Annotated in this window: 14 protein-coding genes and 1 pseudogene; 5 read left to right on the plus strand and 10 right to left on the minus strand. The window is 63.4% G+C overall.

Annotated elements, in window-relative coordinates; all coding sequences use genetic code 11:
- Nucleotides 1-102: 102 nt before the first annotated feature.
- The 4 genes from HZZ13_RS03685 to HZZ13_RS03700 all read right to left on the minus strand — a co-directional run bounded on the left by HZZ13_RS03685 (nt 103) and on the right by HZZ13_RS03700 (nt 2,239).
- Entirely contained in the window at nt 103-534 is a 432-nt protein-coding gene (locus HZZ13_RS03685; protein WP_197958293.1) for a PIN domain-containing protein, read from the minus strand.
- Nucleotides 531-818 (minus strand): hypothetical protein, encoded by a 288-nt coding sequence (locus HZZ13_RS03690; RefSeq protein ID WP_172786391.1) that lies wholly within the window; start codon nt 816-818, stop codon nt 531-533. The genes HZZ13_RS03685 and HZZ13_RS03690 overlap by 4 nt, the downstream gene beginning before the upstream one ends.
- A 179-nt stretch (nt 819-997) precedes the next feature.
- On the minus strand, nt 998-1,576 hold the full coding sequence (locus tag HZZ13_RS03695; protein WP_246504291.1) for a DUF308 domain-containing protein: 579 nt from the start codon (nt 1,574-1,576) through the stop codon (nt 998-1,000).
- Between the two features lie 78 nt (nt 1,577-1,654).
- Nucleotides 1,655-2,239 (minus strand): TetR/AcrR family transcriptional regulator, encoded by a 585-nt coding sequence (locus HZZ13_RS03700; RefSeq protein ID WP_197958294.1) that lies wholly within the window; start codon nt 2,237-2,239, stop codon nt 1,655-1,657.
- Nucleotides 2,240-2,318: 79 nt separating this feature from the next.
- Between HZZ13_RS03700 and HZZ13_RS03705 the strand changes: the two genes are divergently transcribed.
- The gene (locus HZZ13_RS03705) at nt 2,319-2,819 is read left to right on the plus strand and encodes a peptide deformylase (protein ID WP_197958295.1); all 501 of its coding nucleotides are present in this window, start codon (nt 2,319-2,321) and stop codon (nt 2,817-2,819) included.
- A 147-nt stretch (nt 2,820-2,966) separates the two neighbouring features.
- On the opposite strand, the gene HZZ13_RS03710 is transcribed toward HZZ13_RS03705, so the two are convergent.
- Both HZZ13_RS03710 and HZZ13_RS03715 read right to left on the minus strand, forming a co-directional pair.
- Nucleotides 2,967-3,329, minus strand: coding sequence for an ArsR/SmtB family transcription factor (locus HZZ13_RS03710; RefSeq protein ID WP_197958296.1), 363 nt, complete (start codon nt 3,327-3,329; stop codon nt 2,967-2,969).
- On the minus strand, nt 3,329-3,991 hold the full coding sequence (locus HZZ13_RS03715; RefSeq protein WP_197958297.1) for an SRPBCC family protein: 663 nt from the start codon (nt 3,989-3,991) through the stop codon (nt 3,329-3,331). The genes HZZ13_RS03710 and HZZ13_RS03715 overlap by 1 nt, the downstream gene beginning before the upstream one ends.
- 247 nt (nt 3,992-4,238) lie before the next feature.
- Here HZZ13_RS03715 and HZZ13_RS03720 point away from each other — a divergent pair, with 247 nt between their 5' ends.
- Nucleotides 4,239-4,721, plus strand: coding sequence for a DUF3592 domain-containing protein (locus HZZ13_RS03720; protein WP_197958298.1), 483 nt, complete (start codon nt 4,239-4,241; stop codon nt 4,719-4,721).
- 56 nt (nt 4,722-4,777) lie between these two features.
- Here HZZ13_RS03720 and HZZ13_RS03725 read toward each other — a convergent pair.
- Together HZZ13_RS03725 and HZZ13_RS03730 are read right to left on the minus strand one after the other, a co-directional pair.
- Nucleotides 4,778-5,658 (minus strand): annotated as a pseudogene (locus HZZ13_RS03725) (AraC family transcriptional regulator).
- Nucleotides 5,659-5,862: 204 nt separating this feature from the next.
- On the minus strand, nt 5,863-7,122 hold the full coding sequence (locus HZZ13_RS03730; RefSeq protein ID WP_197958299.1) for a serine hydrolase domain-containing protein: 1,260 nt from the start codon (nt 7,120-7,122) through the stop codon (nt 5,863-5,865).
- A gap of 156 nt (nt 7,123-7,278) precedes the next feature.
- Between HZZ13_RS03730 and HZZ13_RS03735 the strand changes: the two genes are divergently transcribed.
- Nucleotides 7,279-7,653 carry a hypothetical protein gene (locus HZZ13_RS03735; RefSeq protein ID WP_197958300.1) on the plus strand — a complete coding sequence of 125 codons (375 nt, stop codon included), beginning with the start codon at nt 7,279-7,281 and terminating at the stop codon, nt 7,651-7,653.
- 102 nt (nt 7,654-7,755) lie between these two features.
- On the opposite strand, the gene HZZ13_RS03740 is transcribed toward HZZ13_RS03735, so the two are convergent.
- A complete protein-coding gene (locus tag HZZ13_RS03740) occupies nt 7,756-9,306 on the minus strand; it encodes a hypothetical protein (protein WP_197958301.1) in 1,551 nt (516 codons plus the stop codon).
- Nucleotides 9,307-9,309: 3 nt separating this feature from the next.
- Complete coding sequence (gene guaA, locus HZZ13_RS03745) at nt 9,310-10,908, minus strand: glutamine-hydrolyzing GMP synthase (RefSeq protein ID WP_197958302.1); 1,599 nt, start codon at nt 10,906-10,908, stop codon at nt 9,310-9,312.
- Between the two features lie 148 nt (nt 10,909-11,056).
- Here guaA and HZZ13_RS03750 point away from each other — a divergent pair, with 148 nt between their 5' ends.
- Nucleotides 11,057-11,428, plus strand: a complete 372-nt coding sequence (locus HZZ13_RS03750) for a nuclear transport factor 2 family protein (RefSeq protein ID WP_197958303.1) — start codon at nt 11,057-11,059, stop codon at nt 11,426-11,428.
- A 251-nt stretch (nt 11,429-11,679) separates the two neighbouring features.
- Nucleotides 11,680-12,012 (plus strand): DHCW motif cupin fold protein, encoded by a 333-nt coding sequence (locus HZZ13_RS03755; protein ID WP_197958304.1) that lies wholly within the window; start codon nt 11,680-11,682, stop codon nt 12,010-12,012.
- Nucleotides 12,013-12,112 lie beyond the last annotated feature (100 nt).

Genomic DNA, 12,112 nt, shown 5'->3' on the forward strand with positions numbered 1-12,112 from the left:
GAGGTTGGGGCTCGATTTGACCCGTCGGGCAAAACACCAGCATGATGGCATTATCCCCATTCGAGAGCATCGCTGGGCCACGCATGCTGTGCGGTTCAATGCTCAGATCTCGCCAAGACCTCGCACGAGATTGGGCGTCGACCATGTTGCCACGCCGGTTCCGGCGAAGTCGCGGTCGGGGGTCCAAACATCGCCATCGACGCTCCATGCGAGCGCGAGCACGTGGGCATCGCGCACCGATCCGTTGCGGCTCGGCACGGCATCGCGAAGGGTCTCCTCGCACCGGGCGATGATCGGATCCAACGACGCGACGGGAACGATCGTCACAAGCTCGGCGAGCTCATCGAGCACATCGAGCAGTTCGGGACGCTGCATGCCGAGTGCGATGCGCCGGCGTGCCTCCTGGACGACACGGTCCGTCGTCACGAAGACCACCTTCTCCGCGGCAGCCAAAAGCGCCCCGGAACTTCGACCGCGAACGGCCGCGACCAGAATGGCCGCATCGATGACGATTGCTGCCGACGGTGGTCTCACGTCTTCCGCTTGCGCGTCAGGGCCTTCACCGCAGCAATCGACCAATCGACCGGATCGACCTCGCCGAATTCGGCCAATGCGGCATCGTCCGCGGCCGCGTCGCGCCCCTTGGCCAGCCGCTCCGCGCGCGCCAGCACGGCAGCCAAGCGCTCCGGATCGGTTGCCTTGAGCGGGATGAGCAGCCCGACCGTTCGCTCGCCCGATTTCACCGCCGTCGGGCCAGGCAATGCACCAATGGCTTCACCGGAAATCTTCTGTAGATCGCGGATGCTGATATGGGCCATGATGGTGATTACATACGCCCTTATGTAACAGACCGCAAGTCCGCACGGATACCGCCGCCGCCCCCTCGAGATCGGCTCGCGCTCGCAGGCCGACCTGATCACCTGCTCCGATACCGACATGATGAGCCCGGCATCGGACGGCCGCTTCCTGCACAAGGATGGCAGGCCTTATCCGCCGCTCACAGGGCCGCGCTGCGGCGCCAGGTGCCGACCGTAAGCCATAGCGCCGAGACCAGGAAGTAGAGCGCGCCGACCGCGGCATAACCGGCGACATTCGCAATCGACGGCACCGCAAGCATCGCGGCCTGGAAGATGAAGAAGCCGCCCGCCAGGGCCGACTGGCCACCGCTGAGCACCATGGCCCATTGCGCGCCGAAATGCTTCCAGCGCCGCACGGCCGTGCCGAGCTGGAGCAATCCGGACAGCATCGCCCAGGCCCCGAAGATTGCGAGCACCCAGTTCATGTTGACCTGCAAGGTCAGGATGACTGCAATGGTCGTCGCCAGGCTGACCAGCACGTTGAAGCCTTGCGTGCGGTTGTGGTTCAACCCGCCGCTCCAGAGCGCGTCGAGATAATTGGCAGCGGCGTCCCAGGCCGGATAGACGACGAGCAAAGTTGCTGCGATCGCCGCCGACGACGGCGCGATTGCAAAGGCCGCAATGACCCAGGCGACGGAAAACGCGGCACGCAGGAAATAGTACTGCTTCAGCCATTGCGCCTGGTCGGCCGTGTCCGCAGCCATGTCGCGATTTGTCATTGCATTCTCCTTACCTACTAGTTGGTAGTTTACGTAAGACGCGGAAAGCGCCGCCCTGCCCGGCCTATGCCGACCTCGTCAGTGCCTGGTGGAAAGCCGGTCCAGCAGCGGCCGAGTGATGGTCCCGAACATCTTTGGATCGCCATAGGCCCGCGCCGACAGCATCGCGCCGTGAACCGTGGCCATGAATCCCTCCGCCTCGATCCGCGCCGTGCCGGACAGATGGAGCCGGCCTTGCCGCTTGCCGCGCTCCATCACTGAAGCCAGCCAGGACGAGAGGGATCGAAAATGCGCGCGGACTTCGAGCGCCACCTCCTCGGGCAGGATAGGAAGCTCGCTGGCGAGGAGCGCGCAGACGCAGAACGGAGCCGTCGCGTCCTTGATGCACGCCTCCCAATAGGCGACGTAGCTTTTGAGCTGCTCGGCGGGGTCAGCGACATTGCGTTCGAGCGCCGACAGTCCAGCCTGGGCCTCCTCGCGATAGCGCGCCACGAGGGTGCGGACCAAATCGATCTTGCTGGCGAAGTGGTGGTGGATGCTCGGCTTGCGGATTCCGACGACATCGGCGATGTCGGCGTAACTGAAGCCATTGTAGCCGCCGGCGATGATCAGCGTGCGGGCGCAGGCAAGAATGTCGTCGGCGGTCGAGGAAACAGTGCTCATGCGCTAAGCTACCTTCCAGTAGGTAGGCTTGTCAAGCGGCGATGCTTCAATGATCCGTGAGTGAGTGGTAGGAGCCTGCATGACCATCCGCCCGATCATTCGCTATCCCGACCGCCGGCTGGCGCTGCCGGCTCGCCCCGTCACGGCGTTCGACGACGGCTTGCGCGAGCTCGCGCAGGATCTGCTCGACACGATGCGCGCCGCGCCCGGTATCGGCATCACCGCACCGCATATCGGCGTGCCCCTGCGTGTCGTGGTGCTGGAGCTCGAAGCGAAGGACGGCGCACGGATCTACGTCAATCCGGAGATCACATGGGCCTCGCCGGAGATGATCATGCATCGCGAAGGCAGCGTCTCGATGCCGGGGGTCAATGACGAGGTGCAGCGACACGCGCGCGTGCGGATCAGCTATCAGGACCTCGACGGCAACATGCACACCGAGGAAACGGATGCCTTGCGCGCCGTGTGCCATCAGCACGAGATCGACCAGCTCGACGGCATGTTCTGGATCCAGCGATTGTCGCGGCTGAAACGGGAGCGGCTGGTGAAGAAATATGAGAAGATGTCGCGGAATTTGTAGGGTGGATTAGCGAAGCGTAATCCACCAATTTGAGCATCTGTAGCCCGGATGGAGCGCAGCGTAATCCGGGACGGACCAGCGGCTTCGCACAACTGCCTATGTGAGTCCCGGATTTCGCTTCGCTCCATCCGGGCTACGGAAACGCACTCACGCCCTCTTGCCGCTCCGCTTTACGATTGGAGCCTTGCGACGCTCGCGCTTGCCGCGCGCGATCTCGGTGGCGAGCGCGTCCAGCTTCGGCTCCCAGAAAGTCCTGAACTGGCCGACCCAGGCATCGACCGCTTGCAGCCCGGCGGCGTCGACCGAATAGAGGCGCCTTTGCGCCTCCGCCCGGACGCTCGCAAAGCCACTTTCTCGCAGCACCTTGAGGTGCTGTGAGACCGCTGCCTGAGTGATGCCGAACTCGGCCCCGATGACTTCGACGACCTCGCCGGATGCCATCTCCTTGAGGCCAAGCAGCTCGAGGATGCGGCGGCGCACGGGATCGGCGAGGACTTCGAAGGCGTGCATCAGCTTCCGGTGCCGGGATGAACGATGTCGGGTGGTGTCTCGCCGCGGTAGAACGCGATGGTGCGGTCCGAGCGCTCTTTCGCCGCGGCTGGATCGACCCCGCTCGCGACATGCGCCGCACGCCAGGACTCGCCGCTCGTCGTCATGAATTCCTTGCCCTCTGGCGAGACCATCCAGGCCTCCGCCGTTTCATGATCGACCGAGGCCCCGGTCGCAAGATATCGCTCCAGTCCCGCAAGCGCGAGGTCCCAACCGATACCGACCGCACCCGGACCGAACTGATTCCAATGATCCTCGATGATCGCGGTGTGCTCAAGCGTCAAGCGCGCCTGGCTTCGCTCGGCTGTCAGGCTGACGTCGATCCAGCTCGTCGCGCCGCCGAATTCCCAGGTGGCGCCGAAATGGCTCGGCGGCGTACAGGACGTGATGGTGCCGCCCGCATTGCCCTTGACCTGGTAGCGTCCGCCGAGCCGGAGGTCTCCCTCAACCGGCGCAAACCAGCGCGGGATACGCTCCCTGCTGGTCACGGCGTCCCAGAGATCGTCGACGCTGGTGTCGTAGAGCCGCGTGAGGGTCACCACGCTCGCCGGTTTTCCGTCTTTCTCGAAGCTCCTCACCGAGCGCGTCACAAGCCCCAAGACCCTGGCGACATCGATCTGCATTGCGATTCTCCCTCTTGTCGTTGAGCGCAGCGACGAATATCGACCTACACTAATATAAGTCAACCCTTATATTTCGATCAAGGCGCCGCGCAACCTCGGCACGCTGACAAATGATTGCCGGCCATCGCTGCATCAGCGCCCTCGCCCTCACCTGTCCTTAACCGATCGGGGCAATAGAATTGGCTTGGAGCCCGCAGCTGATCTAGGGCGACCGAAGGCCGTTCCACTCCAAGGGTTGAAGATCACCTTGCAGCAGATCTGGAATCATTTCTGGACGAATGTGTCCGCCCTGTTTGAGGCAGCGCTGATGCCGTTTCAGGCTTTAGCGCGACTGGTCGGGCTCAATCCATCAGTCCCGCAGACTTACCTCTTCCTCGTCGGCACGGGCTTTGCGGTCCTGCTGTTCAGCCATCTCTATGGGGATCTCGTTCTTCTGCGCAGGGGCCGGCGTACGGCCGGCACGGTCGTCGGCATCGATCTCGGCGACGACTCTCCCGATCGGCCGATCATCCGCTTCAAGGATGTGTCCGGCCGGGAGTTCACGTTTACCTCGGTGCTGGCCTGCAACGACACCACGCGCCGGATCGGCGCGCAGGTCGAGGTCGACTACGATCCGGCAAAACCGAGCCGGGCGCGTGAGGCCGGCCGTCCGATGGCGGAGCTGCTCTACCTCGCGCTGCTGGCCTGCATCACCGGACTTCCGCTGGGCGCCGTTTTTTTCGTCGGTTGAAGCTTACGGCTCGGAACGTGGGATGGTCGGAGCGCCGCATCGACAGCCTTGATGCGCTATTTCAGCGGCAGGAAGATCTCCGCGACAGTCTCGTTCTCCGGAACCTCCGGGAAGAAGCTCAGCCGCCGGCAATAGATCGGGAAGTCGCGTGCTTCCTCGCCGCTGGCCGGAAGCCAGTCGCGGTAGAGGTAGAGCGCGGCGGGCTCCAGATTGTCGGTGTAGCCGATGACGCGCAGCACGGCGCAGCGTCCGCCGGGGATCTCGCCGGCTTTGATACCCTCGCCGTTCGCCGCGATCGGCCGGTCCATGCCGACGCAAAGGTCTACGCTGTAATCGGCGGGGCGCGCAGGACGTCGCTCGGATCGCCAGACATTGAAGGTCGGGTTCGTGCTGGGGTGCAGGCCGGCTGCCTTGCGCCAGGCAATGAAGCGCTGGATGGTGGCGGGGAGCGTCGCCGGGTCGCCCCGATGCTCCATGATCGCCACCCTGGTGGTGGGCACGTCGCGGATGGTCACGTCGTCGGTGGTAAAAGTTCTCTGCATGAGCTTGCTCCTTGCGACATCGAGAGGCCTGAAGGCCGCAAGCCACGGCTCCCAATCGGGAGAATTCCGGAAAGACGAGGGCGATTGCCCGAGCCGTTGGCGAAAGGCGCGGGCAAAGGCGTCCGGCGCCTCGTACCGGCCTCCATCGCAATGTCCGTGACGCTTGGCGCGTCGGTGTAGGCGAGCTGATGCGACGCGCGCTTCAGGCGGGCCAGCTGAACATAGCGATGCACGGATAGACCGAAGATCGCCGTGAACTGTCGGTGAAAATGGAATTTCGAGAAGGCCGCAATGCCGCTCAATGTGTCGAGGTCGAGATCATCATCGAGATGCCGGTCGATATGCTCCAGCACCCGCCGCATCCGCTCCCGATAGTTCTGCAGCGCCGCCTTCATCGTCCATCCTCCGTGGCGGGTCCAGTTAGCGGCTGAGGGGTGCGGCGCGCTCGACCGATCTTGCGGTTTTGGCATGGGTCTGTAGCCCGGATGGAGCGAAAGCGTAATCCGGGACAGAGCAGCCGCATCGCGCAATTGCCTGTGCGGAACGAAACCCGGATTGCGCTACGCTCCATCCGGGCTACGAAGAGCCTGGATCGCTCCCTACCCGCCCGCCATCAGCACTTTCGCCAGCGCCATGTAGGCCGGCAGCGTCACGGGATCGTTGGCGGCGTTGCCCGCCGTGGGATGCGAGGCGTAGCGGGCGATCACCATCTCGGCCTTGGGATCGATGTAGATGCCCTGGCCGTAGACGCCGCGCGCCATGTAGGCGCCGTGCTCGTTGTGCGTGACCCACCATTGATTGCGATAGGACGCGCCCGGCAGCGTCGTATAGCCGGCCGGCTTGAATTTTTCGGGGTCGCCGCCGCGCGCGATGTCCTCGACCACCTGCGACGGCACGATCTGGCGGCCGTTGAAGCGGCCGTGATTGCGCATGGTCTCGCCGAAGCGGGCGAGATCACGCAACGTCGTCGAGAGGCCGCCACCGCCGCTCTCGGTGCCGATCCGGTCGACGTGATAGTGCGCATCCTCCTCAGCGCCCATCGGCTGCCAGATCCGCTCCGACAGAAGATCGGACAAGGTCATGCCGCTGGCGCGGCGGCAGATCCACGCGAGCACGTCGGTGTTGACGGTCTTGTAGGCAAAGGCCTTGCCGTGCTCGCCCTGCTTCTTCTGCGCGATGAGGAAATCGAAGATGGTGGTCGGGCCGTCATAGCCCGGCGGGATCGGCGCCATGCCGTTGGCGCGCCGCAGGCCCCACACATCCGAATTCTTGTCGGTGTAGACCTCGGTGTAGAGCAGCCCCGTGGTCATATCCATGACCTCGTGCACGCGCGCATCGCCAAACGCGCTTTCCTTCAGCTCCGGCACGTAGTCCACGACGGGCGCCTGCGGATCGATCCTGCCCTCGGCGACCAGCATCCCTGCGAGCACGCCGGTGAACGACTTCGTCACGGACATGCCGATATGCGGCTTGTGCGGCTTCAACGCGCCGAAATAGCGCTCATAGATCAGCCTGCCCCGATGCAGCACCGCGATGCCGTCGGTGTAGGTTTCCTCCAGCATCTTGTCGAACGTCATGGGCCGGCCGTCCATCGTGGTCGAGGCGACCCCGCCGATGTCGTGATCCTCCCGGGGCAGCACCGACGTAGGCCCCACACCGCGCCAGACGTTCACGGTCGGCACCAGCTGGCGGATGTTGCTCCAGGCCCAGCGCAGTTCGGGGAAGCTGCGGAACGAGCCGTCCTGGAAGGTGATGGTGCGGTCGGGGGATGGCGGGAAGCCACGCATATAGCCGAGGGTTTCGGGATCGGTGGTGGTGGCAGCGGTTGCGGACGGCTGAGTGGCGGTGGCAACGGACATGAAAGCGGGCTCCGGAGGGACGAACCGGAGTCGTATCACCGGATAGCATGCTGCACACCCGGCGTTTCCGCCGGGTGGATACTCCGTCACCACGCCTCGACTTACAGCCAAAGGCCGACGAAAATATCATTCTTGCATTCCCAGCTGAGAAAGCCGATGCGCAATCATCCGACCGATATCATCTCTGCGATGCTTGAGATGCTGGCCGTCTTCGAGAATACCTGCGAGGATGGCGACACGCTGCGCCGGCTTTCCGCGATGGCGTCAAATCGCAGCGCATGGCGAGAGGGTCATGCGCTCTTCCAGGAGATTCGGCAAAAGACTCTGAAAGCGGAAAAGTGCAGAGATGAGCTGGCTCTCGCGCAATATGCCTTCGAAGAGATCTGCGCAAAGACACTGTACAATCTCAGTCATTCTCCCGCGCCCTTTGATGCAGACTCCGCGTTTTGGGTTGTGCCGTTGGGAGTCGAACTGGGCCGTCGACTGGGATTCACCAAGCCCTCACAGATTACATCTCTGCTGAGAATGTAGATCGTAGGATGGGTGGAGCGAAGCGATACCCTAAGTCCGCCTTGCAGACGCGATGGGTTTCGCTGCGCTCTACCCATCCTACGGGCTGCCGCCTGTACGAGCTCAACTCGCTTCTTTCCCCGTCAAGACCGCACGTATTCTGCTTCGCACCTTGTCGTCAGGTTCAGCCTCCAAGGCACGTGTCAGGACATCTTCCGCGTCGGCAGGCCATGCATCGCGTCCCCAAGCCACCAGGGCATTGAGCGCCATGTTTCGACAACGGACGGTTCTGCCGCGCATTGCGACCTTGACCACATCCCATCCCACGCCAGGAAACCGCTTGAGGTCCTGCACGATAAAGTCGACAGCGCTGTCGTCCTTGAAAATCGGTCCCAGGCCGGTGGACGTGTCAGGCCCGGAGCCCACCTTTGCCAAATCGAGCCTGTCGCGCGCAAGCGCCAGGACCTGCTCGATGCAGTCGACGTTCTGAGACTGCATGAGGAAATACCACTCGTCAGAAACGCCTGCCCTTTGGCGTTCAAATCGCGCTGGCCAAACATCCACGCCGATCATCTGTCCCACCTCGCACGCCAGCCAGAACGCTTGCTGGTCGCTGGAGCGCAAACTTTGCTTTACAAGCTCGGACCACTCCACTCTGCCGAGATAAAGCGAGGCATTGGTGCGAATGTCCCAACGTGTCTCTGCGGACCATTGCGAAGGCGGTTCGCCTTGCGCAAAATCGAATATCGCCTTGACGTGTCGATATCGCCGCAGAAGCGAAGGTGTGGCGGCGACGTGCCGAACATACAACCGGGATGCTTCGGCGCCGTCCGGATAGTGCCCCATATCCTCAGCGGGACCGCCATTGACAAGCGCGTGGAGAATCTCGCCCGCTCCATCCAACAACGGCTGATCGGGATCATCGGCCCGCAACGCGGTCAACAGGTCACCTTGGGTGGCGCAGAAATATGCCGACTCCTCGATCATGATGCTGTTGTCCCAGCCCTCGCGAAGTAGCCACGCCTTAATATCCGCACGCGTGGTGCCCGCAAGCTGGAAGATCGCACGTATGCGGCCCCAGCCGCGTACGTTTTTTGCCAGAGTCCAGACTTCATCCTCCGCGTTCTCGAGCAGATTGCGCAGGGCGACTGCAGCAAATATCGTCAGCTCGTCGAAACGGCCAAGAGTCAGGATGAGATTGCGGTCTTCGGCCGCCCCCGCCAGGCCTAGAAGTGCCAGCACGAGTTTGACGGCGCTGACGTCTGGCGATTTGCGAGCGACTTCGCGCGCGATGGCAGCAACCTTGTCCCTCGGCATCGTCTGCGTCGACAAGACGCTCAGCATCTCGTCGACGATCGAAATCGCGTCGTCCCGCTGTATGATGCCGTAGAAATGGCGGTACGCGGCGTCACTCGGCCTTCGGACGAGGGCACTCAGTGCAGTGACGATAGTGCGCGCGCTGATTGACTGAGTCGAGCTCGGTCGACCGAACAGTGCGTCCAACGCGCCCGGGGCCCAACGGATCTCTTCGGGATCCCTATCGTCAGGTAGATGAACCTCGCCGGCGGGATCGGCGCGAAGAGCCGCCTCGATTTGCGAAAGCACCGCGGGCTTTGATGCATTCCAGGGAGGAGCCAGCTGCTCCAGGGGCCGTCGTTGGAAGGGGAAAAGCACCCCCTACTCCCACTCAATCGTCCCAGGCGGCTTGCTGGTCACATCGTACACCACCCGATTCACGCCCTTCACCTCGTTGATGATGCGCGTAGCCGTCTCACCGAGAAACTTCATGTCGAACTGGTAGAAGTCCGCGGTCATGCCGTCGGTCGAAGTGACGGCGCGCAGGCCGACCACGTAGTCGTAGGTGCGGCCGTCGCCCATGACGCCGACGGTTTTCACCGGGAGCAGCACGGCAAAAGCCTGCCAGATCTCGTCATAGAGGCCGTGCTTCCTGATCTGGTCGATGTAGACGGCGTCCGCCTTGCGCAGAATGTCGAGCTTGTCTTTCGTGATCTCGCCGGGGCAGCGGATGGCAAGGCCCGGGCCCGGGAAGGGGTGGCGGCCGACGAAGATTTCGGGCAGGCCGAGCTCGCGCCCTAACTTGCGCACCTCGTCCTTGAACAGCTCGCGCAGGGGCTCGACGAGCTTCATGTTCATGCGCTCGGGCAGGCCGCCAACGTTGTGGTGCGACTTGATCGTGACCGAAGGGCCACCGGTGAAGGAGACGCTCTCGATCACATCGGGGTAGAGCGTGCCTTGCGCCAGGAAATCGGCGCCGCCGATCTTCTTGGCCTCTTGCTCGAACACCTCGATGAAGAGGCGGCCGATGGTCTTGCGCTTGGCTTCGGGGTCGGTGACGCCTGCGAGCTCGCCGAGGAATTGCTTGGAGGCGTCCACGTGCACGAGCGGGATGTTGTAGTGGTGGCGGAACAGGTCGACGACCTGCTCGGCCTCATTGAGGCGCATCAAGCCGTGATCGACGAAGACGCAGGTGAGCTGGTCGCCGATGGCCTCGTGGATCAGGACGGCCGCAACCGCCGAATCGACGCCGCCGGAGAGGCCGCAGATCACCCTGCCCTTGCCGACCTGCGCGCGGATCTTTGCGATCTCCTCCTCGCGGAAGGCGCGCATCGTCCAGTCGCCGGTGAGGCCGGCGATCTTGCGCACGAAGTTGCGGATGAGCTTTGCGCCGTCGGGCGTGTGCACCACTTCGGGGTGGAACATCAGGCCGTAATATTTGCGCTTCTCGTCCTGGATGATCGCGAACGGCGCGTTCGGCGAGGTGCCGGCGACGGAGAAGCCCGGCGGCATCCTGGTGATGCGATCGCCATGGCTCATCCAGACCTGGTTCTTGCTGCCTGAGGTCCAGACGTCCGCGAACAGCTGGCTCTCGGCCTTGACCTCGACGTCGGCGCGGCCGAACTCGCGGTGATGGCCGCCCTCGACCTCACCGCCGAGCTGGGCGGCCATGGTCATCTGGCCGTAGCAGATGCCCATCACTGGCACGCCGGAATCGAAGATCAATTGCGGGGCGCGGGGCGAGCCGGCCTCGTGCACCGACTCGGGGCCGCCGGAGAGGATCACCGCCTTCGGCTTCATCTCCTCGAAGGCCTGTTCGGCCTTGTTGAACGGGACGATCTCGCAATAGACGCCGTCCTCGCGCACGCGACGCGCGATCAGCTGCGTCACCTGGCTGCCGAAGTCGACGATGAGAATCTTGTCGTGCGCCGAGGCCACCGAGGGCGTCGACGCGGAGCGGTCGTTCTGTGCTGCTGTCATGGCCAGCCAATACGCTGGCCGCGCGCGGGCCGCAACCGCGGCAGCAATGCGCCCACATGCTTCTTTGGGCATGGACAAACGAATATAGGTAAGCAGTATTGACCTATTGTACCCCACTTCCGAAAAGGGGACGATCAGGGAGAACGCTATGTCACAGCACCATCAGCCATCAACGCTTGCCGCGCTCGGCCGGACCTGGGTCGAGGCCTGGAACGCGCGCGACCTCGAGCGCGTGCTCACGCTCTACGACGAGACGGCCGTGATGACCTCGGACCGCATTCCCATGCTGGGATTCGACCCAAGCGGCACGGTCCGCGGCAAGGATGCCTTGCGCGCCTATTGGGGCAAGGCGCTCCCCCTGCTGCCCAACCTGCATTTCTCGCTGATCGACCTGTTCGTCAGCCCGGATAGCCTGGTGGTGTTCTACGAGAACGAGCGGGGCAAGAAGATCTGCGAATATCTGCGGGTGAATGAGGCGGGGCTGATCGTGCAGGGCTCGGCGAACCATTTGGCGCATTGAGTGCCGCCTCTTGATGAGCCATCGGAGTGCGTGGACGCTGCCGCCCCACCCACCGCTGTCATTCCCCGCGAAAGCGGGGACTCCAGTACGCCGCGGCTTCTCCGCATCAAGAGCCGCCTCTGGGATACTGGATCGTCCGGTCAAGCCGGACGATGACAGTGAGAATGCGGCGCGAGCGCTCGCAATGACCGAGACTGGGACGACCGCGTGCGCTAACACTGCGCCCGCCGGTTCCGAAACAGGATCACCCCATGAAACTCCCCACCTCCCCCTTCACCGTCACCGACTGGAGCAAGGTCGAGGCGACCACACATCCCGGCGAAACCGGTGAGGCCAAGTGGCGCACGCTCAACATCGGCGATCTCCGCGTGCGGATGGTGGACTATTCGCCGGGCTATCTGGCCGATCATTGGTGCGATCGCGGCCACGTGCTCTACGTGCTGGAGGGCGAGCTCGATAGCGAGCTGCGCGACGGGCGCAAATTCAAGCTGACGGCGGGGATGAGCTACCAGGTCTCGGATTTCGGCGACGCCGCGCACCGGTCCTCGACGACGACCGGCGCCACGCTCTTCATCGTGGACTGACGCCAGCGGTTCATATGCACCGCAAAATAGCAAATGCGCGCGACATCCCGAGCAACGGGTGGTGCCTTGAAGTAGCCCCAAATTCTCGCTATATTGTGAT

Origin of the sequence: Bradyrhizobium agreste (assembly GCF_016031625.1) — a bacterium.
GTDB lineage: Bacteria > Pseudomonadota > Alphaproteobacteria > Rhizobiales > Xanthobacteraceae > Bradyrhizobium > Bradyrhizobium agreste.

What these genes read in the sequence shown, in the direction of transcription:
- HZZ13_RS03750 (WP_197958303.1), top strand. Translation starts at nt 11,057, where the DNA reads ATGTCACAGCACCATCAGCCATCAACGCTTGCCGCGCTCGGCCGGACC.
- guaA (WP_197958302.1), bottom strand. Translation starts at nt 10,908, where the DNA reads ATGACAGCAGCACAGAACGACCGCTCCGCGTCGACGCCCTCGGTGGCC.
- HZZ13_RS03710 (WP_197958296.1), bottom strand. Translation starts at nt 3,329, where the DNA reads ATGCACGCCTTCGAAGTCCTCGCCGATCCCGTGCGCCGCCGCATCCTC.
- HZZ13_RS03705 (WP_197958295.1), top strand. Translation starts at nt 2,319, where the DNA reads ATGACCATCCGCCCGATCATTCGCTATCCCGACCGCCGGCTGGCGCTG.
- HZZ13_RS03690 (WP_172786391.1), bottom strand. Translation starts at nt 818, where the DNA reads ATGGCCCATATCAGCATCCGCGATCTACAGAAGATTTCCGGTGAAGCC.
- HZZ13_RS03695 (WP_246504291.1), bottom strand. Translation starts at nt 1,576, where the DNA reads ATGACAAATCGCGACATGGCTGCGGACACGGCCGACCAGGCGCAATGG.
- HZZ13_RS03755 (WP_197958304.1), top strand. Translation starts at nt 11,680, where the DNA reads ATGAAACTCCCCACCTCCCCCTTCACCGTCACCGACTGGAGCAAGGTC.
- HZZ13_RS03715 (WP_197958297.1), bottom strand. Translation starts at nt 3,991, where the DNA reads ATGCAGATCGATGTCGCCAGGGTCTTGGGGCTTGTGACGCGCTCGGTG.
- HZZ13_RS03700 (WP_197958294.1), bottom strand. Translation starts at nt 2,239, where the DNA reads ATGAGCACTGTTTCCTCGACCGCCGACGACATTCTTGCCTGCGCCCGC.
- HZZ13_RS03730 (WP_197958299.1), bottom strand. Translation starts at nt 7,122, where the DNA reads ATGTCCGTTGCCACCGCCACTCAGCCGTCCGCAACCGCTGCCACCACC.
- HZZ13_RS03735 (WP_197958300.1), top strand. Translation starts at nt 7,279, where the DNA reads ATGCGCAATCATCCGACCGATATCATCTCTGCGATGCTTGAGATGCTG.